Source organism: Anaerococcus hydrogenalis DSM 7454 (assembly GCF_000173355.1).
Classification (GTDB): Bacteria; Bacillota; Clostridia; order Tissierellales; family Peptoniphilaceae; genus Anaerococcus; species Anaerococcus hydrogenalis.
Genome location: NZ_ABXA01000001.1, coordinates 1 through 23,871, shown reverse-complemented (window position 1 = coordinate 23,871; position 23,871 = coordinate 1). Strand labels below are relative to the sequence as shown.

30 protein-coding genes and 1 tRNA gene are annotated in these 23,871 nt (G+C 29.1%); 2 read left to right on the top strand and 29 right to left on the bottom strand.

The genetic code is table 11. From position 1 onward, the window contains the following. Positions 1-123 precede the first annotated feature (123 nt). The 6 genes from ANHYDRO_RS00145 to ANHYDRO_RS00120 form a co-directional block, all read right to left on the bottom strand. Positions 124-1,602: a DUF1846 domain-containing protein gene (locus ANHYDRO_RS00145; RefSeq protein WP_004812123.1), complete on the bottom strand. Its 1,479-nt coding sequence runs from the start codon at positions 1,600-1,602 to the stop codon at positions 124-126. An 88-nt stretch (positions 1,603-1,690) separates the two neighbouring features. Further along, positions 1,691-2,731, bottom strand: a complete 1,041-nt coding sequence (locus ANHYDRO_RS00140; RefSeq protein WP_004812120.1) for an FAD:protein FMN transferase — start codon at positions 2,729-2,731, stop codon at positions 1,691-1,693. Between the two features lie 3 nt (positions 2,732-2,734). Next, entirely contained in the window at positions 2,735-3,205 is a 471-nt protein-coding gene (locus tag ANHYDRO_RS00135; RefSeq protein WP_004812118.1) for a hypothetical protein, read from the bottom strand. Next, positions 3,198-5,003 (bottom strand): 1,4-alpha-glucan branching protein GlgB, encoded by a 1,806-nt coding sequence (glgB, locus tag ANHYDRO_RS00130; RefSeq protein WP_004812116.1) that lies wholly within the window; start codon positions 5,001-5,003, stop codon positions 3,198-3,200. Before glgB ends, ANHYDRO_RS00135 begins: the two co-directional genes overlap by 8 nt. Before the next feature lies 1 nt (position 5,004). Next, positions 5,005-5,619 (bottom strand): uridine kinase, encoded by a 615-nt coding sequence (udk, locus tag ANHYDRO_RS00125; protein ID WP_004812114.1) that lies wholly within the window; start codon positions 5,617-5,619, stop codon positions 5,005-5,007. Between the two features lies 1 nt (position 5,620). Next, complete coding sequence (locus ANHYDRO_RS00120; protein WP_004812112.1) at positions 5,621-6,565, bottom strand: NAD(P)-dependent oxidoreductase; 945 nt, start codon at positions 6,563-6,565, stop codon at positions 5,621-5,623. Between the two features lie 89 nt (positions 6,566-6,654). Between ANHYDRO_RS00120 and ANHYDRO_RS00115 the strand changes: the two genes are divergently transcribed. After that, positions 6,655-7,053 carry a VOC family protein gene (locus tag ANHYDRO_RS00115; RefSeq protein WP_004812111.1) on the top strand — a complete coding sequence of 133 codons (399 nt, stop codon included), beginning with the start codon at positions 6,655-6,657 and terminating at the stop codon, positions 7,051-7,053. Between the two features lie 19 nt (positions 7,054-7,072). On the opposite strand, the gene ANHYDRO_RS00110 is transcribed toward ANHYDRO_RS00115, so the two are convergent. From ANHYDRO_RS00110 to ANHYDRO_RS00090, 5 genes are all read right to left on the bottom strand, one after another. Next, a complete protein-coding gene (locus tag ANHYDRO_RS00110; RefSeq protein ID WP_039913566.1) occupies positions 7,073-7,555 on the bottom strand; it encodes a nucleoside deaminase in 483 nt (160 codons plus the stop codon). A 76-nt stretch (positions 7,556-7,631) separates the two neighbouring features. Beyond that, a tRNA-Arg gene (locus tag ANHYDRO_RS00105) sits at positions 7,632-7,708 on the bottom strand. Between the two features lie 61 nt (positions 7,709-7,769). Continuing rightward, positions 7,770-8,996 (bottom strand): D-alanyl-D-alanine carboxypeptidase family protein, encoded by a 1,227-nt coding sequence (locus ANHYDRO_RS00100; RefSeq protein ID WP_004812107.1) that lies wholly within the window; start codon positions 8,994-8,996, stop codon positions 7,770-7,772. Between the two features lie 8 nt (positions 8,997-9,004). Then, entirely contained in the window at positions 9,005-9,838 is an 834-nt protein-coding gene (locus ANHYDRO_RS00095) for an aminoglycoside 6-adenylyltransferase (RefSeq protein ID WP_004812105.1), read from the bottom strand. A gap of 62 nt (positions 9,839-9,900) precedes the next feature. Beyond that, positions 9,901-10,485: an NUDIX hydrolase gene (locus ANHYDRO_RS00090; protein ID WP_039913563.1), complete on the bottom strand. Its 585-nt coding sequence runs from the start codon at positions 10,483-10,485 to the stop codon at positions 9,901-9,903. A 124-nt stretch (positions 10,486-10,609) separates the two neighbouring features. Here ANHYDRO_RS00090 and mscL point away from each other — a divergent pair, with 124 nt between their 5' ends. Then, entirely contained in the window at positions 10,610-11,017 is a 408-nt protein-coding gene (gene mscL / locus ANHYDRO_RS00085; RefSeq protein ID WP_004812101.1) for a large conductance mechanosensitive channel protein MscL, read from the top strand. A gap of 49 nt (positions 11,018-11,066) precedes the next feature. Here mscL and topA read toward each other — a convergent pair whose 3' ends face one another. The 18 genes from topA to ANHYDRO_RS09940 form a co-directional block, all read right to left on the bottom strand. Then, positions 11,067-13,124, bottom strand: coding sequence for a type I DNA topoisomerase (gene topA / locus ANHYDRO_RS00080; protein WP_004812098.1), 2,058 nt, complete (start codon positions 13,122-13,124; stop codon positions 11,067-11,069). Then, positions 13,125-14,204 (bottom strand): DNA-processing protein DprA, encoded by a 1,080-nt coding sequence (dprA, locus tag ANHYDRO_RS00075; protein ID WP_004812096.1) that lies wholly within the window; start codon positions 14,202-14,204, stop codon positions 13,125-13,127. Beyond that, entirely contained in the window at positions 14,205-14,561 is a 357-nt protein-coding gene (locus ANHYDRO_RS00070) for a YraN family protein (RefSeq protein WP_004812095.1), read from the bottom strand. After that, complete coding sequence (locus ANHYDRO_RS00065; RefSeq protein WP_004812093.1) at positions 14,558-15,190, bottom strand: ribonuclease HII; 633 nt, start codon at positions 15,188-15,190, stop codon at positions 14,558-14,560. The genes ANHYDRO_RS00070 and ANHYDRO_RS00065 overlap by 4 nt, the downstream gene beginning before the upstream one ends. Beyond that, positions 15,177-16,013, bottom strand: a complete 837-nt coding sequence (gene ylqF, locus ANHYDRO_RS00060; protein ID WP_004812091.1) for a ribosome biogenesis GTPase YlqF — start codon at positions 16,011-16,013, stop codon at positions 15,177-15,179. Before ylqF ends, ANHYDRO_RS00065 begins: the two co-directional genes overlap by 14 nt. Positions 16,014-16,253: 240 nt before the next feature. After that, on the bottom strand, positions 16,254-17,645 hold the full coding sequence (locus tag ANHYDRO_RS00055) for a lipopolysaccharide biosynthesis protein (protein WP_004812089.1): 1,392 nt from the start codon (positions 17,643-17,645) through the stop codon (positions 16,254-16,256). Continuing rightward, positions 17,635-18,450: a LicD family protein gene (locus ANHYDRO_RS00050; protein ID WP_004812087.1), complete on the bottom strand. Its 816-nt coding sequence runs from the start codon at positions 18,448-18,450 to the stop codon at positions 17,635-17,637. Before ANHYDRO_RS00050 ends, ANHYDRO_RS00055 begins: the two co-directional genes overlap by 11 nt. A 90-nt stretch (positions 18,451-18,540) precedes the next feature. Continuing rightward, the gene (rplS, locus tag ANHYDRO_RS09465; RefSeq protein ID WP_081449330.1) at positions 18,541-18,900 is read right to left on the bottom strand and encodes a 50S ribosomal protein L19; all 360 of its coding nucleotides are present in this window, start codon (positions 18,898-18,900) and stop codon (positions 18,541-18,543) included. After that, a complete protein-coding gene (gene trmD, locus ANHYDRO_RS00045) occupies positions 18,897-19,610 on the bottom strand; it encodes a tRNA (guanosine(37)-N1)-methyltransferase TrmD (protein WP_004812085.1) in 714 nt (237 codons plus the stop codon). The genes rplS and trmD overlap by 4 nt, the downstream gene beginning before the upstream one ends. After that, positions 19,603-20,088: a ribosome maturation factor RimM gene (gene rimM, locus ANHYDRO_RS00040; protein WP_004812082.1), complete on the bottom strand. Its 486-nt coding sequence runs from the start codon at positions 20,086-20,088 to the stop codon at positions 19,603-19,605. Before rimM ends, trmD begins: the two co-directional genes overlap by 8 nt. After that, a complete protein-coding gene (locus ANHYDRO_RS00035) occupies positions 20,085-20,309 on the bottom strand; it encodes a KH domain-containing protein (protein WP_004812081.1) in 225 nt (74 codons plus the stop codon). Before ANHYDRO_RS00035 ends, rimM begins: the two co-directional genes overlap by 4 nt. Before the next feature lie 4 nt (positions 20,310-20,313). After that, positions 20,314-20,559 carry a 30S ribosomal protein S16 gene (gene rpsP, locus ANHYDRO_RS00030; protein WP_004812078.1) on the bottom strand — a complete coding sequence of 82 codons (246 nt, stop codon included), beginning with the start codon at positions 20,557-20,559 and terminating at the stop codon, positions 20,314-20,316. 17 nt (positions 20,560-20,576) lie between these two features. After that, on the bottom strand, positions 20,577-21,914 hold the full coding sequence (gene ffh / locus ANHYDRO_RS00025; RefSeq protein ID WP_004812077.1) for a signal recognition particle protein: 1,338 nt from the start codon (positions 21,912-21,914) through the stop codon (positions 20,577-20,579). 11 nt (positions 21,915-21,925) lie between these two features. Then, complete coding sequence (gene ylxM, locus ANHYDRO_RS00020; protein ID WP_004812075.1) at positions 21,926-22,249, bottom strand: YlxM family DNA-binding protein; 324 nt, start codon at positions 22,247-22,249, stop codon at positions 21,926-21,928. A 141-nt stretch (positions 22,250-22,390) separates the two neighbouring features. Then, complete coding sequence (locus ANHYDRO_RS10135; protein WP_341864580.1) at positions 22,391-22,834, bottom strand: IS3 family transposase; 444 nt, start codon at positions 22,832-22,834, stop codon at positions 22,391-22,393. An 89-nt stretch (positions 22,835-22,923) separates the two neighbouring features. Further along, positions 22,924-23,352 (bottom strand): helix-turn-helix domain-containing protein, encoded by a 429-nt coding sequence (locus tag ANHYDRO_RS00010; RefSeq protein ID WP_004812072.1) that lies wholly within the window; start codon positions 23,350-23,352, stop codon positions 22,924-22,926. After that, positions 23,333-23,488, bottom strand: a complete 156-nt coding sequence (locus ANHYDRO_RS10130) for a hypothetical protein (protein WP_244261599.1) — start codon at positions 23,486-23,488, stop codon at positions 23,333-23,335. Before ANHYDRO_RS10130 ends, ANHYDRO_RS00010 begins: the two co-directional genes overlap by 20 nt. A gap of 197 nt (positions 23,489-23,685) precedes the next feature. Next, positions 23,686-23,871: hypothetical protein (locus ANHYDRO_RS09940; protein WP_004812068.1), on the bottom strand; the 186-nt coding region annotated here is incomplete at its 5' end.

Below are 23,871 nucleotides of genomic sequence, written 5' to 3'. Positions count from 1 at the left end.
TTTTAAAACGCTTTCTATAAATTTATACTATAACATTGATTAATTTTTGTCAAGCAAATATAGTAAATAGAATTATGGGACTTTTAAAAATTTTTATTAAAAAAATTCCCCGAAGGGAATTTTCTAAATATTTAAATAAGCTTGGTCAAGTATTGGATCTTGGGTAAAATTAAAGTGCATTTTTAATAATGTTTTTTTGTCACTTTCATCAAGAATTATTGTTGAATGGGCATCAAGTCCATTTAATTTATTCAAATTTTTAAGGGCATGATGGGTAACTGGGTTTGTTGTTGCTGAAATTGATAGGGCAATTAGCACATCATTTACTGAAAGGGACTCATCTCTTTCTTTTAAAATTTCTTCTTTTAATTTTAAAACCGGTTCTAATATATGTGGAGATATTAGTGGTATATCGTCATTTATACCTGAAATTTCTTTTAAGGCATTTAAAATACAAGCTGCAGGTGATGACATTAATTTTGATTTTTTTCCTGTAACAATTTTTCCATCAGAAAGCTCTATCGCAAAAATTTCTGCATTTTTTTCCTTTTGTTTTTCTCTTGCTACTATAGAAACTTTTCTATCACTTGCTTCAAGATTTAAGCTACTCATCAAAAGCTCAATTTTTTCTACAGCCTTATAATCAGTTTTTGCAAGTTTGAAATCAACTAGAGCATTGTAATATCTTCTTATAATTTCATTTTTACAAGCCCTTATTGTTTCTTCTTCATCATCTATACAAAATCCAACCATATTTACACCCATATCTGTTGGGGATTTGTAAGGAGATGATCCAGAAATTTTTTCAAACATTTGTTTTAAAATCGGAAAAGCCTCAACGTCTCTATTGTAATTTACGGTTGTTTTTCCGTAAGCCTCGAGATGGTAAGGATCTATCATATTTACATCATTTAAATCTGCTGTTGCAGCTTCGTAGGCAATATTTACAGGATGTTTTAAAGGAAGATTCCATACTGGAAAAGTTTCAAATTTTGCATATCCTGCATTTATTCCCCTTTCATTTTCTAGATACATTTGTGAAAGACAAGTTGCAAGCTTTCCACTTCCTGGACCAGGTCCTGTAATTACAACTAAGTCTCTTTGGGTTTCTATATAATCATTTTTTCCAAAACCATTTTTGCTTAAAATGTTTGGAATATTATTTGGATATCCTTCAATATCATAGGTCTTATAATTTTTTATATTTAAACTATCAAGATATTTTCCATATTTTATTGCTGAAGGTTGGTTATCAAATTGGGTTATTACAATTGAATTTACGAAAAATCCCAAGTCTTCAAATGAAGTTTTTAATCTTAAAACTTCGCTATCATAACCTATATCAAGGTCTGACCTTATTTTATTTGACTCAATGTCATTTGCATTAATTACTATTACAATTTCAGTAATATCCTTTAATTTTTTTAACATTTGTAACTTAGAATCAGGCAAAAATCCTGGCAAAACCCTTGATGCATGAGCATCATCAAATAATTTTCCACCAAATTCTAGGTATAACTTATCAAATTCTCTTATCCTCTCTTCAATCTTTTCAGATTGGATTTTTATATATTTATCATTATTAAAAGCTTTCTCTACCATTCTTACCTCCTAATCATAGATAATATTATATACTAGATGAAAAAAAATTTGAATATTTTTTATAAAAAAATAGGTGCGTAATTTGCACCTAATTTTTTTCTGTTTCGTATTTATCCCAATTTTCTGTTTTAAAAGTATTACCATCTTGGTCAATCCAATAGGCCTCTACCTTATATTTTTTTGCCAATTTTTTTCCTTCTTCCAAATTCTTTATAAAAAGAGCTGTTGAAAGGGCATCGGCTTTTGATATATCATCTGTCATTACTGATACAGATTTAAAATTTGTTGATGGATAGTTTGTATTAGGATCTATAATGTGGTGATATCTTTTGCCATCAATTTCAAAATATCTTTGGTAATCCCCACTTGTTACAAGGGAAGTATTTTTTATTGCAACTATGGAAGAATATGGGTGTTCTTCTGAAAGTGATGGGTCTTGAACAGCAATTTTAAAATTTCCATCTTTTTTTGTAGGATTTTCTCCAATTATTGCGACATCCCCACCTACTGATAAAATTCCTGATTTTAATCCCTTTTCTATCAATTCATCTTTGATAAGCTCTGTTGCATATCCTTTTCCAATTCCACCAATATCAACTTGAACTTCCTTGTCATTAATATAGGCTGTTTGATTTTTTTCATCTTCCAAGGCAGCCTCCCTATGGTCAAGCCAAATTTTTAAAACCCTACCATAGCATATATTAATATCTCCATCAGTTTCCTTGTACCATTTTTTTCCTTCATTTAATAAATCAATAATTTTTTTATCAAGCTTTACCTTTTCTTTTCCTGCATTTTCATTTAGGGTTGTTACATTATTTACCCCATCAAATTTATCATAATTATTAAAAAGCTTGTGGTATTCTGCCATTCTTTTTTCTACCAAATCTTTGTATTTATTAAATTCTTCTTCATTTTGGCAATAGGCAGAAAAGGTAGTTATTGTATCAAAATAATCATAGATTGTAGTTTCATATTTTTTAACTTCTTGATTTGAATTTTCTGTGCTAATACTACTTTCTACCTTACTCTTTGCTTCTGGTTTTACTTTTTCAACTTTTTTATTACATGATGATAGAGCTAAACACAAGCCTAGCCCTACTATTGTTAATTTTATTTTTTTATTCAAAACTTAATCCCTATTATATAAATCTATAACTTCCATATCCTTTGAAACTTTTATATCTTCTTCTTGGGCCCAATTTAATAAAATTGAACCTGCCACTTTTTCCCTAAATTCTTGAAGCTTATCCTCAAGGCCTAGTTCATAAATCAAATCTAAAAATTCTTCGTCAGCTGAATATTGGTTATAATTTTCAAAAAGTCTGTCCCTATCTTGGCTATCTAAGTAATCCATAAAAACTTCCCTAGCAAGTTTTTTATTTACAGCCTCACGACCTGGCATACAAACAAATTCATCCATATTATTTTCAATATCAATATAAGATTCTTCTATGTCATCATTGTTATCCATGTCATCATTTATCCTAACTAAATCTAGGGTATCAAGATTTAACCAAATATTTTTCAAATATAAATTATCCCAAATTGTCCATTTTTCTACCAACCAAGAAAGGTTGATAGCTTCTTTGTTTCTACTCATTTTCCTTTATCTCAAAAACTACAGCCTCATACTCCCAAAGCTCTAATTTAAGATTTTCCCCCTTACTAATTTTTATATTTTCTCTCTTATACTTATAACCACCATACTTTTCCCACATATTATTAATTTTTTCAACAAAAATTAAATTTTCATCATAGGAAATTGGATAAGATTTTTTATAAGTATTTGTCATATTTAATACTATCAAAAATCTTTTATCATTGGCAAGTCTCTCATAAGCAAAGACCGAATTTTCATTATCATCTACAACTTTCCACAAAAAACCTTCTTCCTTATAATCATCCTTGTAAAAACTAGGATTATCCTTATAAAGATGGTTTAAATCTTTTACATAATTTTTGAAGGCTGAATGAATAGGAAATTTTAAAATGTCCCAATTTAAAGATACATTTTCATTCCATTCATCAAAAGTTGCAAATTCATTTCCCATAAAATTTAATTTTTTGCCAGGGTGGGTCATTTGGTAGGTATTTAAAAGTTTTAATTGTTTAAACCTATCTTCATAAAAACCATTCATCTTATTAATCATAGCTTTTTTTAAGTGAACGACCTCATCATGACTTAAAGGTAAAAGAAAATTCTCATTGTAAAAATAGAACATAGAAAAATTAATTTTTCCCTGATACATGTGCCTGTTCATAGAATCTACTTCAAAATATTTGCAAGTATCATTCATCCACCCCATGTCCCATTTATAATCAAAACCTAAGCTTTCTTTTCCATTTTTTTCTGTTACAAATTCATATGATGAAGAATCTTCAGCAATTTTCATAAAGCTTGGAAAATCTTTTGAAAGATCCTTATTTAAATCTTTTAAAAATTTAATATTATGGTGGTTTACTCCCCTATCCTTATTTCCATCATAATAAATCATATTTGAAACTGCATCAATTCTTATCCCATCAAAGTGGCATTTTTCAATCCAAAAATTTATAGCAGATTTCATAAAACTTCTAACATGGCCTTTGGAGTAATCAAAGTTCAAACTTCCCCACTCAGAATATTGCAAATCTTTATAATCAGATTCATACAAACTTTGCCCATCAAAATTTTTTAAAGCATAATAATCTTCTGCAAAATGTACAACTACAAAATCAAAAATTACCCCTATATCATTTTGGTGGCACAGGTCCACAAATTTTTGCAAATCTTTCATGGAACCATATCTTGATGAAGGAGCAAAAAATCCAGAAACTTGATAACCCCATGATGGATAATATGGATGTTCTGTGATTGGCATTATTTCTATGTGAGTATAGCCCATATCTTTTACATAAGAAATTAACTTATCAACTATGTCCAAAAAATTTGGCATGGAATTATACTTTATCCAACTCCCTATATGAATTTCATAAATATTTAGGGGCTTGTCCAAATTTTTTTCTCTTTTTTTAAGCCAATTTTTATCAGAAAAATTATATGAAGTATCAATAATTTTTGTCGCAAATTCTGGAGATTCGTCAAAATAATTTCCGTAAGGATCAAATTTTTCAAATTTGTAGCCCTTATTTTCAATTACATACTTATAATAATCTCCCTCTTTCGCCCTTATAAACTTATAAAAATATCCGTATTTATGATTTTTAAACATGGATACTTCTTTCCAATTTGAAAAGTCTCCCTTGATATAAACCATATCAGCATGAGGAGCATATATCCTAAAAATATAGCCGTCATCTTTTTTTATAGCTCCAAAAATTTCATGGCCTATTTTTGAGTTTCCACTTAAGTAGTCTTCTATTTTTTTATAATCTACTTCTAGTAATTTAACATCCATTTTATTCCTCAATCAAATCTTCAATATGCTTAATTAAAATTTCAATTCCTCTGGTATTTTTTGCCCCTCTGGGAATTATAATATCAGCATATTTTTTGGTTGGTTCTACATATTTTTCATGCATAGGCTTAACTTGTTTTATATATTGAGTCAAGACTGATTCCAAACTTCTTGACCTTTCCTTGGTATCTCTTAAAATTCTTCTTTGTAGCCTAACATCACTATCAGCATCAATAAAAACACAAGTATCCAAAATATCCCTAACTCTTTTATCATATAAGACCAAAATTCCTTCAATCAAAATTATTTTTTTGGGACTAACATGGATTGTCTTTTCACTCCTTGTGTGGATTTTGTAATCATAAGTTGGCATATCTATATCCTTGCCAGCCTTTAAATCTAACAAATCTCTTATAAAGATGTCATTATCAAAAGATGAAGGCTTATCATAATTTAATTTTTCCCTATCCTCAAAAGATAAATCATCATGGGCCTTATAATAATTATCATGGCCAATGACATACAAATCTTTAGAAAAATAATTTTTAATAAATTCTACAATTGAAGATTTTCCACTGGCAGATCCGCCAGCTATAGCTATAATTTTAGTATCCATTTTAATTCACTCTATTTACAATTTTACCATCAAGAAACTTATATAAATTATCAAAAACAATTTCACATCTTATCTTCATAGCTTCTTCAGTAAAAAATCCTACGTGATTGGTAAGGAGGACATTTTTTGCATTTCTTAATGGATAATCCTTATCTAGAGGTGGTTCCATATCAAAAACATCAATTCCTGCCCTTAACTTATCATCATTTAATAATTTTGCTAAATAAGTATTATCAACAATAGGACCCCTAGCACAATTTATCAAAATTGCCTTATCCTTCATTAAATCAAGTTGATCTTTTCCAATAAAACCTATAGTTTCATCATTTTGAGGAAGATGAATTGAAACAATATCTGAGTTTTTCAAAAGCTCTTCAAGGCTTACATACTTTGCTCCAAGATTTTTAACCTGATCTTTTTCACTTCTATTATATGCCAAAATATTTGCACCAAAAGCCTTAAAAATCTCAACAACTCTTGTACCAATTTTTCCAGTTCCAATAATTCCTACAGTTTTTCCCTTAATGATTTGACCTAGAAGATTGAAAGATTCATCTTGGAAAATATTTTTATTATTTTGGTCAAATTTTCTCATAACAGCAATCGTAAGGCCAATTACAAGCTCAGCTACAGAATCATCAGAATATCCACTTGCATTTTCAACTATAATATCATTTTCCTCACAAGCAGCCATATCCACATGATTAAAGCCTGTAAAAGCTACATCAATTAATTTCAAATTTGTATTATCTATTACTTTTTTTGAAAATTTATTATTTGTAATAATTGCCACTTGACTATCTTTTAATCTTTCAATTATTTCATCATCGTCTTTTGCACTTTGGTTAAAATATTGAAATTCGTAGCCTAAACCCTCAATTTTTTTCTTATGTTTTTCTATAATTTCATTATCAACCATTAATGGATCTATTAAAGAAATTTTCATCAAAACCTCCAACTTTATCTTTTTAATAATTTTTCATCTTGATATTATTATACCTTTATGTTAAATTTAAATAAAGAAAGGAATTTATTATGGCAGTTGGCTTATCATTTAAAAACGGAAAATGCTTGGAAGCTATAAAATATTATTGCGATATTTTTGACATAAAGCCTCCAAAGAAATTAATTAGATATTCAGATTTTGAACAATATAATTTTCCTCTAGAAGTTAGGGATAGGATTTATAATTCAAAACTTGAAATATATGGAAATAATGTATATTTATTTGACACTACTGATGATAAACATTGGGTAAGTGGAAATAATGGAAGAGTTGTTATCGAAACAAATAGTGAAAATTTGTACAAGGCTTATTCCAAGTTACAAAAAGAATCTAAGGTCTTGATGCAACCTCAAAAAATTAATAAGAAATTATTTACTACCTTGATTGATAAATATAATGTAGTTTGGCATATTATTGCTACAAATTAAAAAAAAGATTCTTGCATATTTAACTGCAAGAATCTTTTTTTTCTTTTTTTCTTCTATCTCTTAATTTTTTAAAAAAACTTTGTAAAATTTCTAAACTTTGATCTTTCATTAAACCAAATTCTGCATCTAGAAAGTGAAGTTGGCTCCTATCTCCTGTTATATTTGTATTTGATCCACAAGCTCCTCTTTTAACATCTGCAAGGGCAATTACCAGCCTATCAATTCTAGAATTTATTATTGCCCCAGCACACATAGAGCAAGGCTCCATCGTTACATACATAGTGCAATCTTCTAGCCTAAAGTCTCCAACATATTTACTAGCCTTATCTATGGCAAGTATTTCTGCATGTTTTAGGGCAGATTTTCCCTTATAAGTATAGTTGTGGCTTCTGGCAATTATTTTTCCATTTTTTACAATCACACAGCCAATGGGAACTTCTTCTTCAAGCCTTGCAAGTTTCGCTTCATTTATTGCTTCTCTCATATAAAAATAATCATCCATAAATTTCCTCTCAAAATATATTTTTACAATAAAAAAGACCATTGCTATATTTTTTTGCAATGATCTTAATTTTTTCTGGCGTCCCGAAGAGGATTCGAACCTCCGACACCCGCCTTAGGAGGGCGGTGCTCTATCCAGCTGAGCTACCAGGACCTACCAATTTATTATAGCAGAAAGAATAGAAAATGTAAATTTTTTTCTATTCTTTCATTTTTTATCTTGCTATTATGCATTCAACTAAAAAGTTACAAGCATCTGATATGGTTCTTTTTATTCTTGTAAAATTAGATGCCTTTGTCTGATCTTTTTTGCTTATTAAATTTACTTGGTAAGATTTATCTTCGTAAGAAATATAAACTTTTCCAAGTTTTTCTCCTTTTTTGATTGGAGCTTTTATATCTTTTTTAATATCTGTTTTTACATTTGGCATTGACTTATTTTTTATTATAAACCCTACATCTTGATCAGGATATAATTCTACATATCCTTCCTTTACAGAATTTACCTTTACAAAATCACTTGGTGTTTGTTTATCAGCCAATTTTTTGTAGTTAAAATATCTTGAAACATAATAAATTAAATCTGTCATGGCAGCATCTCTTGTTGGATGGTCTTTTGCGCCCATTACTATAGAAATTGCCCTATAGTCGTTTTTAGGATCAAATTTTCCCATATCTATTGTTGTTATAAGACAAGATCCAGCTTCTTCTGTTGTACCAGTTTTAAGTCCATCTACCCCCTTTATATCACCTTTTAAAGGAATGGTAGATTTTTTGTGAATATCTTTTTTATTATCATCAATCCCATCCATATTTGAATATTCTAAAATATCAGGATATTTTTTCAAAATAATTCTTGTTAATTCGAACAAATCTTTGGCAGATGATGAGTTTTGGGTATCATCTTCTGTATTTACTCCAGAAGCATTATAGTATTTTTGGCTTTTTAAATTTAATTCTTGGGCCTTTTTGTTCATTTCTTTTGCAAAGTTATCTTCACTTCCAGAAATTTTACTTGCCAATAAATTTGCACAATCATTTCCACTTACAACAATTAAACCTGTTATTAATTCTTTTATGGTATATTCTTCCCCTTCTTTTATTCCCAAAGAAGAATATTCAGGTCCTGTTAAGTCTTCTGCTTCTTTTGTTCCCTTTACTTTTGTATCGTAAGAAATTTTTCCACTATCAATGGCTTCACGTGTTAGTAAAAAAGTCATAAGCTTACTCATAGAAGCTATTGGATAAGTCTTATCAGCATTTTTTTGATAAAAAATATCCCCACTTTCCTGGTTTCCTATCAAATAAGCCCTTACATCTTTATCGGCTCCTACTACATTATCTCCCTCTTTTGCTATTGATTCATCTGCAAAAACATTTAAGGGAGAAAACAAAAATAAAATTGCCAAGATAAGAGCAGATATTTTATATTTTCTTTTCATTTATCCTCCTAGACTTCCAAAGATTCCATCTTTTTATAATTTTTTCTCAAAAGTTTTAATGTATAAACATCATCTCTTTTTTGATAAGTAAAGTCGAATTTATTAGCTAATTCCATGCCAATTCTCCTATACAATTGGCAAGCCTTAAAAATAGAATTATAAATATCTCCTATATCTTTTGCTCCAAATGTCATAAGAACATCTTCTTTAATATCAGCTTCTAAAGTATGGATTAGATTTTCTCCAAATTCTCCAGCATCCTTAGCCCTATTAAATTTATCAATTATGTACCAATTTAAAAGTTTAAAAAGCTCATCTCTCATAGCTTGCATTTTAAAACCAGCACTTATCATATCTCTTGACATCAAATAAAAAGATACATCCAAGGCCAAGGAGTAGAAGTTTTTACTAGCCTCATCAAATTCAAATCCCCTAGGAAGTTTATAAACTTCCTTATTATCTGTAACTTCTTCTTTTAAATTTATTTGATCACTAATAAATTCAATATTTCCAGGGCAAAGTTTGATAAAATCACCTGCCAAGTCAAAGGAAATTATTGTAAGTCCAATTTTTGTAGAATCATTGGTATAAATTTCAAACTTGGTAAATTGTTGATTTTTTTTATCATGCTTAAAATAATCTTTCCTCTTATTTATAAGAGCATAATCATTAAAAATATTTTCCAAATCTTCTTTTATTTTTGATATTATAATGTCACTATAAACAGCATAAATATTTGCAAAATGTTCATTGTTATTTTCTTCTTTTACAAAATAAATTGCCTTAACCTTATCATTAGATTTAGAATAATCATTAAATTTTTCTATAATATAATTTTTCATAACCACATCTTTCTCTTATTTATAAAATAATCTCATACTTTAATTTTACCACAAATAAGAAATCATTTTAAGGCATTATATTTTATAAAATCATTCAAAAGTTTTGCAGTCATTCCCCAAATTACAGGTTTGGTATCATAAAAATAAAAGGTGTGATATCTTTGCCAAAAATTATAATCCCTACCATTAGGAATTTTTTCAAAAGGAAAATCATCTGGTAAGTCCATTATCATTTTTGCCCTATATTTTTCAGGAGGATTGTTTTTCAAATAATCTATAGAAACTGTAAAGATAGAAGAAACTTCAACATTATAAGAAATATGTTCAAATTTTTTATTTATCCTACCAAAATAAGCCTTAATAATTCTATCAGAAGAAGATAAAATCATAGAAGAATAGCCTTTCAAAGAAATATCTTTTTCATCTAAATTTAGCTCTTCCCTGCATTCTCTTATTGCAGCCATTTCAAAGCTTTCTCCTTCATTTACACCACCACCCGGAAAAGAAACTTCACCTTTTTGTGAAACAATATCACTTCTTACTTCAAATAAAATATGGTCTTTGCCATCAATATCTATTATAGGAATAAAAACTGCATACTTGGATAATTTTTTATAAAATTCATCGTCAACTTGTAAATTTATCATAAGAACTCCTAATATATTTTTATATATAATCTTTATAATCATTATACTATTTTAAAAATATTTTCTATCATGGATATTTTCGAAATAATTAGTATAATGAAAAAGAATAAAAAAAGGAGTTATTATGTGGAAAGAGTTTAAAGAATTTATTTCAAAAGGAAATGTTGTAGACTTAGCTATAGGTCTTATTATGGGATCTGCTTTTACTGCAATAGTTAAAGCTGTTGTAGATGGAATTTTGATGCCAATTATTTCAGGACTTACAGCTGGAGTTGATTATGAAGATATTGTTCTTAATTTTTTTGGGGCAAAATTACAAATAGGTAATGTGATTAATGCAATTATTACATTTTTAATTATTTCTTTATTCCTATTTATAATTGTAAAAACCTTAAATAAGACTAAAAAGGAAGAAGTTGAAGAGGAAACAACAAAAATTTGTCCTCACTGTAAAAGTGAAATTGACATAGAAGCGACAAGATGCCCTCATTGTACATCAAAGCTTGAAGGATTTTCTGAAGAAATTAAATAATTTTAAAAAAATAAAGCAGGCATAAAGCCTGCTTTTTCTATGGAAAATTTTATCTTATTTTTTCTTTAACATAATCACATGAATTACATTTTATTTCATCAGTTGACCTATTTTTTTTGTGGACTAAAAGGTCGCCACATTCTGGGCATTTTTCTCCTGTTGGTGGGTCCCATGTTGCATAATCGCATTTTGGGAAGTTTGAACAACCGTAAAATCTTTTACCTCTTTTTGAAACTTTTTCTATAATTTCCCCATCATTACACTCTGGACATTTTACCCCTGTTGTTTTTATTATTGATTTTGTAAAATCACATTCTGGAAAATTTGTACAGCCTATAAATTTTCCATTTCTTCCATGTTTTTCTGCAAGAGGGTGACCACATTTTGGACATTTTTCATCCAAAATTTTATCCTTTACCTTATAATCTGTCCTATCTTTTGAAACTTTTTTAATATCTTTTTCAAATCCCTCATAAAAAGATTTCAATACATCCTTCCAGTAAACTTCATCTTGGGCAATTTTATCTAGCTCATCTTCCATTTTTGCTGTAAATTTTACATTTATTATATCGTCAAAACTTTCTTGCAAAAAGTCGTTTACCCTTATTCCAAGTTTTGTTGGAAGGATTTTTCTTTGTTCAAATTCTACGTAATTTCTAGAAATAATTGAAGCTATTGTTGATGAATAGGTTGATGGCCTTCCTATCCCATATTCTTCCAAGGTTTTTACCAAACTTGCCTCTGTATAATTTGCTGGTGGCTTGGTAAAGTGTTGGTCTTTTTTGATATCAATAGCCTTTATAATATCTCCTTTTTTTAAATCTGGTAGGATATTTTCATTTTCTTTTGCATTTAAAACTTTCATAAATCCATCAAATAAGGTGATTTTTCCATTTGTTTTAAATATTACCCCATTTGTATCGAAAGAGATAGATGTTGATAAGTATTCATAATCTGCCATCTGGCTTGCTACAACCCTGGTCCAAATTAATTTATAAAGTTTATATTGTTGATCAGTTAAATATTCTTTTACACTTATAGGGTCATTATAAATTGATGTTGGCCTAATTGCCTCGTGGGCATCTTGACTTGTTTTTGCTTTTTTTGAATAAGAATTTCCTTTTGATGCATATTTTTGACCAAATTTTTCCTTAATATAGGATAAACTTTCTCCAATAATTTCATTTGAAAGTCTTGTTGCATCTGTTCTCATATAAGTAATTAAACCGACTCTTCCCTTTTGACCTAAATCAATTCCTTCGAATAATTGTTGGGCAAGCGACATGGTATATTTGGTTGAAAATCCTAATTTATTTGAAGCATCTTGTTGGAGAGTTGAAGTTGTGTAAGGCTTTTGAGCCTTTCTTTTCTTTTTTGTTTTTTGAATATCAACAACTTCAAATTTATCCTTATCAATTCTATTTAGGATTTTTTCTGCCCCATCTTCATTTGAAATTTTCATTTTTTTTGATTTTGATCCATAAAATTCAGATTCAAATTCAATTTTACTTTCTTTATGTTTTGCAGTAATTGTCCAATATTCTTCAGGAACAAAAGCATCTATTTCTTTTTGCTTATCTACTATTAATTTTAGGGCAACTGATTGAACCCTTCCTGCTGACAGACCGGATTTTACTCTTTTCCATAAAATTGGAGAAATTTCATAACCTACTATCCTATCCATTATTCTTCTTGCTTGTTGGCTATCTACCAAATTTTGGTCTATTTTTCTTGGATTTTTGATAGCACTTTTTACATTATTTTTGGTAATCTCATGAAATTCTACCCTGTTTAATTCATTTTCATCAAGGCCCAAAAGATATTGCAAATGCCAACTTATAGCTTCACCTTCCCTATCAGGGTCTGTTGCAAGATAAACTTTATCTACGCTTTCTGCTTCTTTTTTTAAGGCATTGATTGTCTTTGCCTTCCCACGAACCTTTATATATTTTGGTTCAAAATTATCTTCTATATCTACTCCAAGTTTTGACTTTGGCAAATCCCTAAGATGACCATAAGTTGCCCTTACCTTATAATTAGAACCTAGCATCTTAGTGATTGACTTAGCCTTGGTTGGAGATTCTACTATAACTAAATTTTTTGCCATTTAATCCCCTTTACATACATACTCATTATTTCCCATATTTTCTATATAATCATTTAATTCCAAAAATATCAAAATATAATTTACATCTTCAATTGCCATAGAAAGATTTTGAGAAATTTCATCTGCGCTCGATGATGGCTTGTCGATTATATACTTTACTACATTTGCCGTATCTTTATCAAGTCCATCAAGATTTATTTTTCTTTTTTTCTTATTTATATTTTTAAAATCTTCAATTTCATCAATTATATCAGATGCATCCATGACAAGCTTTGATCCTTCTTGAATTAATTTATTACAACCTTTTGAATAAATAGAATTTATATTTCCAGGTAGGCAAAAAACTTCCCTGCCTTGGTCAAGGGCAAAATTTGTTGTAATCATAGTTCCTGATTTCTCCTTTGCCTCTATCACACAAACTCCCTTGCTAAGTCCTGATATTATCCTATTTCTTCTTGGAAAATTATAAGCATTTGGAGGAGTTTCTAGGGGAAATTCTGAAATAATTAAGCCCTTTTCCTCAATTTTTTCATACAAATACTTATTTGCCTTAGGATAAATTATATCAAGACCTGATCCAATTACCCCAATAGTTTTTATATTATTTTCAAGGCTTACCTTGTGGCTAATTGCATCTATTCCATAGGCAAGGCCTGAAACTGTCCTTATATTTGTATCCTTAAAGCCTTCAACGATTTTTTTACAGGCCCATTTTCCGTAGTCAGTACATTTTCTTGCCCCAATAAAGGCTATGGCGTTTTTGTCCTCTTTTTCAATTTTTCCCTTGTAATAAAAAAGAGCAGGCCTATCATCTATAAAGGATAAATTTATGGGATAATTTTCATCATAAATAGTACAAATTTTGTAATTTCCCTTGATAACTTTTTCCTTATAAGTTTTAAAATTTTCTAAATTTTTCTTAGAAAAAATCTTTTCTTTATTTTTCTTAGTCAACTTATCAAAAATTTTCCTATCAAGGTCAAAAAAATTATCCATATCAAGATTTTCACAAAAGTCCAAAATAACCTTGTTGGATAAATTTATAAAATTAAAATATAAGAGTAGTTCTTTCTTTTTCATCTAATCACCAAATGCATTTTTTATGTAATGAATCATCTTTTCTTCAAGATATACTTCGCAAACATCAAAGGAGATCAAAAATTCCCCCAAGTTTTTTTCAATTAAATAAGCTTGGGCTGTTTTTTTGATTCTTTCTTGTTTAAAATAATCAACATCCAAACTTGCAGGTTTAAACTTATCATTTTTTCTAGTTTTAACTTCAACAAAGGTCAAAATATCATCCTTTATTGCAATAATATCAATTTCACCAAAAGATTTTAGGAAATTTCTTTCCAAAATTTTATAGCCTTTTTTCTCCAAATACCTTGTGGCTATATCTTCCCCAAAATCTCCTATTGATCTTTTTTTACTTTTCATATAAAAGATAGCTGCCTTTGGTAAAATTTTCTTAGAAAAGTTTTTCTATGAATTGGACACTCTCCATATTTTTCTATACCTTGGTAGTGTTTTTTTGTCCCATAGCCTGCATTGGTCTCAAAAGAATAATAGGGATAAATTTTTGAAAAATTTTCCATAATCTTATCCCTTCTAACTTTTGCAAGAATTGATGCACAAGAGATGGCGTATTCGTACAAGTCACCCTTTACAATATTTAATTGCTTGATATCAGTATCAATTCTTTCAGCATCAATCAAAACAATTTGAGGGGTCTTTTCTAGCCTTTCAAGGGCATCTTTCATGGCAAGTTTTGTAGCCTCTTTTATGTTGATTTTATCTATAAGGACATTATTTGCATATCCAAAAGAATAAGAAATCGAATCATCAATGATTTTTCCATACAGTTCTTTCATCTTTTTTTTGGATAATTTTTTAGAATCAGTGACTCCTTCTATATGAGAATCTTTTTTCATTACTACTGCACAGGCTACAACAGGACCTGCCAAGGGCCCCCTTCCAACTTCGTCAATTCCTGCAATCAAATCATATCTTTCATGTATTTCGTTTTTAATTTCATCATTAAATTCAGAATATCTAGGCTTTTTCAATTGTTATCCTTCCAAGTTTACCACTTCTAAAATCATTAAAAATTAAATTTGCACACCTTGTATAGTCTACCTCGCCCTTTCTAATAATTGCCCCCCTTCTAAGACCAATTTGATCATAAATTTCTATAGGGGTCATAGTTGGGTCTATCTTATATCTTTCTTTTAGATTTTCTGGATAAGACTCTTTCATAAATTCCAAAAATTTTAAGCACAATTCTTCAATATTTAAAATCTCATCCTTAATTGCATTAGTAAAAGATAGGTGAAGACCTGAATCTCCTTCAAGTTTTGGCCACAAAACACCAGGAGTGTCCAAAAGTAAAATTTTTTCTTTGGTTTTTATCCATTGTTTTTGTTGGGTAACCCCAGGCCTATTTCCAACTTTTGCTCCCTTTCTTTTAGCAATATTATTTATAAAGGTAGATTTTCCAGAATTTGGAACTCCAACCACCATCATCCTAATATTTTCATTTTCTATATTTTTTTCTTCATTTTTTATGAATTTTTCTTTTAAAATTTCCTTGGCTATATTATAAATTTGCCTTGTATTAATTTTTTCCTTAGAATTCATCTTTATAGCTTTAATTCCACTATCTGCAAATTTTTTGATCCATTTTTCATTTTCAATAGGATCTGATAAGTCAGTTTTATTCATTATTATAATCCTATCTTTTTTTTCAGTTATTTCTGAAATCAAAGGATTTCTAGATGATTCTGGGATTCTCGCATCTATTACTTCCAAAACTATATCAACGAGTTTTAGGGAATTTATTATTTCTTCTTTGGTCTTTTTCATATGACCAGGATACCAATTTATATTCATATATCCTCCTTATCTAATTACCTTTTAATCTATTATATTTTACCATTTTAAGCTAATTATACATAATATAAAATTTTTTTTAGCATTTACTTTTATATACAAAAAAATCAACCTCCAAGGAGATTGATCTTTATAATTTATTTTCTAATCTTAAGATAGGATAGGGTATAAAATAATTCTTTTTTAAAAAACAATAAGGCGGTTATCCCATATACAACTAGGACAATCAAACTATCTATACTAGCACCTAAAATAAAGTGCAAAAAAAGTTGGCTCATTAATTTTGAAAAATTGACAAATAATTATAGACAAAGCTGTGGAAATTATTATTAAAAATAATTTTTTGTAAAAAATACTTTGCTTTCTTCCTTCAACAATTTTTTTTGTATATCTTACATGAAAGATCATCCTATATGTCATAGCAAGAGAGGTACCAATACCCACTCCTACAAGGCCTATTTTATTTACCAAAATTATTGATACAAGAATGTTAATTATGGCTTCAATATAGGCTGGTATAGTTATTTCCTTAAATTTATTTGCACTGTAGGCTAAATTAAGGTGGGGATATTTTATTAAATAAAGGGCCTCTGATAATACAATTATATAACCAAAAATTGGTTGAAAATAATCAGCATCAGTAATATTTTTTGTATATAGGCTAACGAAAGGACTTATTTGCAAGGCTGCTACTGTAAAAAGTCCTCCAACTAGAAAAAATATTATAAATTCATACATATCTAGTTTAAAATTTAGGTCTTCTGGATCATTTTTTGCATAGGCTTGGCCAATTACAGGTTCGATTCCTGAGGATATTGACTTAACCAAACTACCCAATCCATTTGTAACCAAGGCATAAACATAATAAATTGATACCATTTTTAAATTTGCAAAAATAGTTAATATAGTTATGTCTGTACTTGTGTGGATAAAGGCTGCTACATTTATGGCAAAACCATTCCACCTATCTTTTAAAAGTCTATTATCATATTTTTCATCCCAAGATATATTATAATTTTTCTTAATATAATGATTGTAAATTAAAGGCTGAATTATATACATACTTCCACTTACAAATTTTAAAATATGTATATTAGGATAAATTATTGCACTAAGATAGGTAAAGACTATATTTAATATGCTAATACCTATTTGGGTAAAAGAAATTACATATATTTTTTTATCTACTATTAATAAACTTCTAAGAGTAAGGGAGAACATATATTGTATAAATAAGGTTATTGATAAGATAATAGTCAATACAAATACATAAGTAAAACCAAAATCCTTATTTATAAATATAGGATAAACAAAGGCAAGAATTATGGAATAAGCAATAAAAATGTAGCCAATATTCCTATAAAATCTTTTGGAAGTAACCAAAATACGGCTTATCTTTTTTGAATCCTTGTCTAAAAGCGGCTTATATAAATTTGCATATATAACTCCAGTTATTCCTCCTTCAACTAGGGCAATATAGCTTAAAAATTGACCTATAGAAGATACCAAACCATTAACAGAAGAACCAAAATAAACTAAAAGTATTTTAGGAATTATAAATCCACTTATTATAGTTACAATCTGTAACAGCAAAGAAGATACTGAATTTAATAGGGTAACTTTAGTCTTCATATTTCCACGCACTCAATCCGTGATCTCTTCTTTCACTTTCCTTAGGAAGTTTCATATAATCATCATAATTAATTTTTAAGTAGGTATCATAATCACTGACACCCTTAACAGTAATATTTTCAAATTGGTAGTTCTTATATGAATCAAATATTTCCTTTGGTAAAACCCTACTACTTGAAGTTCCAAATACATTATTGGATATATATCCACTTTCTTTTATTCTAGATGATAAAGATTCTAGTTTTTTTGCATAATATTTTCCGCTTTTTCTTTTAGCAATTTTCATAGCTATAGTATTTGCTAAACATTTTTTTGCATTAGATTCCCATCCATATTCATGGCACCTTGCAAAATAATAATTCTTTCTTAAAACCTTATAAATCCATAAGAAAAATAATTTCTTAAAATGCTTTGGCACATTATCTGCAGGAAAAATATCAACCCACAAATATCCATCAATATATCCACCTTCAAACTCTTCCCTAGATTCAATATTTGTATTAAGTACCTTTAAGAAAGGGATATCTGCATTATCTAGAGCAACACCTTGGCAAATTATTCCATCTGATATTTCATTGTTTTTTCTTAGTATTTCTAATAATTTATTGTACTCAGATCTTTTTATAGAAATATCAATATCATCATCCCAGGGAATAAACCCCTTGTGCCTTACTGCTCCAAGCAAGCTTCCATAAGAAATACTGTATTCTATATCATTTTCTCTTAAAAATTCATCAACAATTTTTAAGAGTTTTACTAATTCCTCATGAACTTCTTCTTTACTCAATTTGTATTTTTTTCTCATAAAATATATCTCCTAAATAAGCTAATTAAATAATTCTTAAAGCTTATATTATAATATTCTAAATCTAAATTAATTCAATGTAAAAATAAATTAAAAAAAAGCCCCATAAGGGGCAAAATTTTTAATAATTTGTTTTTCTTTAACTTTAGCAGCCTTACCTTGACGCCCTCTAAGGTAGTTTAGTTTTGCACGTCTAACCTTACCACGTCTAACGATTTTGAATGCTTCAAGTCTTGGTGAGTGATAAAGGAATGTTCTTTCAACTCCTACACCGTAAGAAAGTCTTCTAAGTGTGAAAGTTTTTCCAAGGTTTCCTTCATTTATTTTGATTACTACACCTTCAAAGTCTTGGAGTCTTGTTTTATCTCCTTCTTTGATTCTGTAGCTTACTCTTACAGTATCTCCAACTCTAAAGTCTGGATTATCTTCACGTAGTTGTTCATTTTCTATTTTTTTTGATTAATTCCATCGTGATCCTCCTTGATATATCTATCGTATAAATCTCTTCTTACTCTTTTAGTTTTTTGAAGAGATGATTTCTTTTTCCATTCATCTACTAATTTATGATTTCCACTATAAAGTTCTTTTGGAACCATATAGCCATTAAAATTTCTAGGTTTTGTGTACTCATCATATTGTAGTAGACCATTGTAGTGTGAATCTGTAACTAAAGATTCTTTTTTTCCAACAACTCCTCCAATAAATCTTGAAAGAGAATCTATTAACACCATGGCAGGGATTTCGCCACCTGTTAAAACATAATCTCCAATTGAAACTTCATAATCAACATAGTGGTTGGTAATTCTTGCATCAATTCCTTCGTAATGACCACAAAGTATTACCAAGTCTTCAAAATCTGCAAATTTGATTGCTAATTTTTGGTTTAGGATTTCTCCCGCTGCAGACATGTAGACTACTTTTGATTTTGAGCTTTTATTTGCTATTAGGGCATCATAAATTGGCTGAGGCTTCATTAGCATTCCTGCTGCTCCACCAAAGACTGTATCATCAACCTTATTGTGTTTGTCCTTGCTATAATCTCTTATGTTAACAAGATTAATTTCAATAAGTCCTTTTTCAATCGCCTTTCCTATTACCCCATAGCTTTTTAGAAATTCGAAAGATTCTGGAAAAAGTGTAAGTATAGTTATTTTATTCATAATCTTTGAAGTTTTCCACTTCTATTTTTTTATTTTCTAAGTCAACATTTTTAATTGTAGCATTTAGGGCTGGAAAATAAACTTCCTTGCCATCTTTTTCTATTACATAGATGTCGTTTGGATAAACTCCTGTTATAACATCTTTTATAAAACCAAGTTCTTGATTTTTCTCATAAACTTTTAGGCCAACTAAATCAAATAAATAATATTCACCATTATTTAATTTCTCTAAGTCTTTATCCTCGATAGTAAGTTCGTGTCCAATAAACTTTTCTACCTCATTAATATCATCATAGTCCTTGAGTTTTATGATAATACTACCCTTGTGCTTAAAGGATGATTCAATTGTAACTAAATTCCCATCAAGAAAAAGTTTTGATCCTTTTTCAAATCTTTTTTCATTATCAGAAAAAGATTTTATTTTAAGATTTCCTTTTATCCCATGAGTTGTAATTATTTCTGCTACAGTTATCTTCATATTCTTATATTAACCTTAACATCTTCTTTTACTGCACAAGCACGAGCAATAGTTCTAATAGAATTTATAATATTTCCACCTTTTCCAATTACTCTTCCCTTGTCAGCTTCTGCTACGTTAATTTTTATGTCAACTTCTCCGTTGTCTTCTTCTAATATTATTCCTACAGCATCCTTGTTTTCTACAAGTTCTGTAACTATTAGTTTGACTAATTCTTTCATTTTATTAAGCTAAAACGTTGTTGTCGTTAAATAATTTTTCAACTATTGATGTTGGTTTTGCACCATTTTTGATCCATTGTTTAGCTTTTTCGTTGTCAACTTTAAATTCTTTTGGTTCAGATACTGGATTGTATGTTCCAATTTCTTCGATGAATTTTCCATCTCTTGGACTTCTAGAATCTGCTACAACTACTCTGTAAAATGGTCTTTTCTTTTGTCCCATTCTTTTTAATCTAATTTTTACTGCCATCATAACCTCCGTATTTTTTAGAAGAAAGGCATGTTAAATTTTCTTTTGCCTTTTCTACCTTTTTTCATATTAGTAAATTGTTTCATCATTTTCTTTAGTTCTTTGAATTGCTTTAATAATTTATTTAATTCGTTCATATCAACCCCAGATCCCTTGGCAATTCTTTCCTTACGGCTTTTTCCAATAATCTCAGGTTTTTCTCTTTCTTCTTTGGTCATAGAAGATATTAAAGCTTCAATCCTTACAAATCCCTTTTCATCAACATTAACATTTTTTAACATCTTGTTGTTTACTCCAGGAATCATTGAAAGTAAATCCTCAAGCGGTCCCATATTTCTTATTTGATTTATTTGTTCAATAAAATCATCTAAGGTATAGGTTTGGTTTCGCATTTTTTCTTCAAGCTCTTTTGCATCTTTTAAAGAAACTTGCTTTTCTGCCTTTTCTATAAGAGATAAGACATCTCCCATTCCTAAAATTCTTGATGCCATCCTATCTGGATGAAAGGCTTCAAGATCATCAAGCTTTTCTCCGGTACCAATAAATTTAATTGGCTTTCCTACAACTTGTCTAATTGAAAGGGCTGCTCCACCTCTTGCATCACCATCAAGCTTTGTTAAAATTACACCTGTTATATCAAGGTAGTCATCAAAAGTTTTTGCTACATTTACAGATTCTTGACCAACCATAGCATCAACTACCAATAAAATTTCATCAGGTTTAACAGCTTTTTTAATGTTTTTTAGCTCATCCATCAAATCCTCATCAATTTGAAGACGTCCGGCCGTATCCATTATAACAACATCATTGTTATTTCTTCTAGCATATTCCTTGGCTTCATTTGCAGTTTTTACCGGATCTTGTTTTCCTTTTTCAAAAACTTCAACCTCAGCCTGACCTCCTACAACCTTTAATTGCTCAATAGCTGCAGGCCTATAAACGTCAAGAGCTACTAAAAGAGGATTTCTGCCTTCTTTTTTTAATTTGCGAACAAGCTTACCAGAGTGAGTTGTCTTACCAGAACCTTGTAAACCTACCATCAAAACAACATGAGGGGTAGATCCCTTTAGTTCAAGTTTAGAATTTTCCTTACCCATAAGATTTGTAAGCTCTTCATTTACAATCTTAATTACAGTTTGACCTGGAGTAAGAGATTCCATGACATCTTGACCCATCGATCTTTCCTTAACTTTTTTGATGAAATTTTTAACTACCTTGTAGTTAACATCAGCTTCAAGCAAGGAAAGTTTTATTTCTCTGGCTGCATTATCGATGTCTTTTTCGCTTAATTTTCCTTTTCCTGTAAGTTTACCTAAAGTATCTTGTAACTTTTCAGAAAGATTTGAAAAAATCATATTTTCACATCCTAAATCTTATTTATCATTTGATCTATTTTTTCAATAGCCTTATCTTCATTTGAACTTTCGATCAACTCTCTTAATAAAGATAAATCATCTCTTAACTCATCTTTTTTCTTCAATAAAGAAAGCTCATTTTCGAACTCAAATAATTTATCAACTGACCTTTGTATCATATCTGATATGGCCTGCTTTGACTTATTATTATTTTGGGCTATCTCATTTAATGATAAATCTTCATTGTAATAACAATTTATGACATCTTTTTGCTTTTCATTCAAAAGAGATCCATAAGTGTCAAACAATCTTGCAACCTGTACTAATTTTTCCATATTCTCACCCGTCAAGTTATTTTCTTGACCTATAAAGTATACTAATAATTTTATATCTTGTCAAGATTTTTTCTTGACTATTTTTTTCTTGACTATTTTTTTCTTGAATTTCCAATAATATTTGAAAATATAAAAATGGAATTATAAGGAAAATGTGAAATTTATTTTAAATTTTTTTGAAAATTTTTTAAATGCTTTCATTAGCATATTAGATATTTGCTTTAAATTAGGACTTAAGGATAAGTCATATGAGATTATCTCATTTGTATACATATCAAGTATTGGTGAAATGTAGCATTTACCCCATGGAAAGTTAAATTGAGATACATCAGTGCTCCATTTTTGTAATGGCTTATCAGCTTTAAAATTTCTGTCTATTATATTGTCAGCAATCTTTCCTACTTTGCCTTTGTATGAATGATATTTTTCTTTAGGTCTTTTACCAAATAGTTTTAATTCATGCATTATTCTCTGAACTTTTTTATGATTTATTGTATATCCTTGATTCAATAATTCTCTATATACCCTTCTTACACCATATCTTCCTTTATGATTTTTGTATATCTCAGATATTTTATTTTCTATATTTTTATTTCTAATCTTAACAGCATCAACTTTATTAATTTCATAGTAGTATGTTGATTTTGGTAAATCGATAGCTATTAAAAGATATTTTAGTCTGTAGCCTTTTTCTTTGAGTTTTTTGACAATCGCTGCTTTTTCGCCTTGAGTTGCGCAGCGTAATTGTTTTCTCTCAAGGCGATTTCTTTTTTTATTATTTCATTTTCTGCCTTTATATATTCATTTTCTGCTCTAAGTCTTATTAGCTCTTCTCTTTCAGATTCATTAAGTTTTTTTGCTTTATGGATATTTATTTTTTCCATGCTTGTATTCTTAGATTTACGACCTTTCTTTTTGTTTACAAGACCATTATATCCATAAATTTTGTAATTGTTAACCCAGTTTTGAATATTCCCTTCACTGATTCCTAATTCAATATAAATTTGATAAGTAGATTTTCCGTTAACAATTTCTAATACACTATTATATTTATCCTCTACTGAAAAACTATTGTTATGAGATTTATGCTTTAATAATTCCATGTGTTTCTACTAAATTATTCCATCTTATTATGTAGTTACGGAAGTAATATTTGTTGATAGCTCTAGGTGTATCAGCCCATTTACCTTGCTTGTATAATTCTATACAGTTCTTTTTTAACTCATAGCTATATTTCATAAAAATACCCTCCTTACTGGTTTTGCCAGTAAAGAGGGTACATATCACTTATCTATTCTGTTTCATCACTTTTTATTAAAAAATTATATTATTTTTTTCTTTTTTACTCACAAATAATCCACCTATAGCTGTCATTAAAATTCCTGCTAAACCTTCTACAGATTCAATGCCAGTTTGTATATTTTTACCTATTTGACCTAAGCTCTTTGTATTGTTTGCTTTGTCTTTATTATTTGGCTTACTTGTTCCAGGTGTTTCTGTACTTGGTTTTCTGGTTTATCTGTTCCAGGTATTTCTGTACTTGGATTTGATGGTTTATCTGCTCCAGGTGTTTCTGTACTTGGATTTGATGGTTTATCTGCTCCAGGTGTTTCTTTACTTGG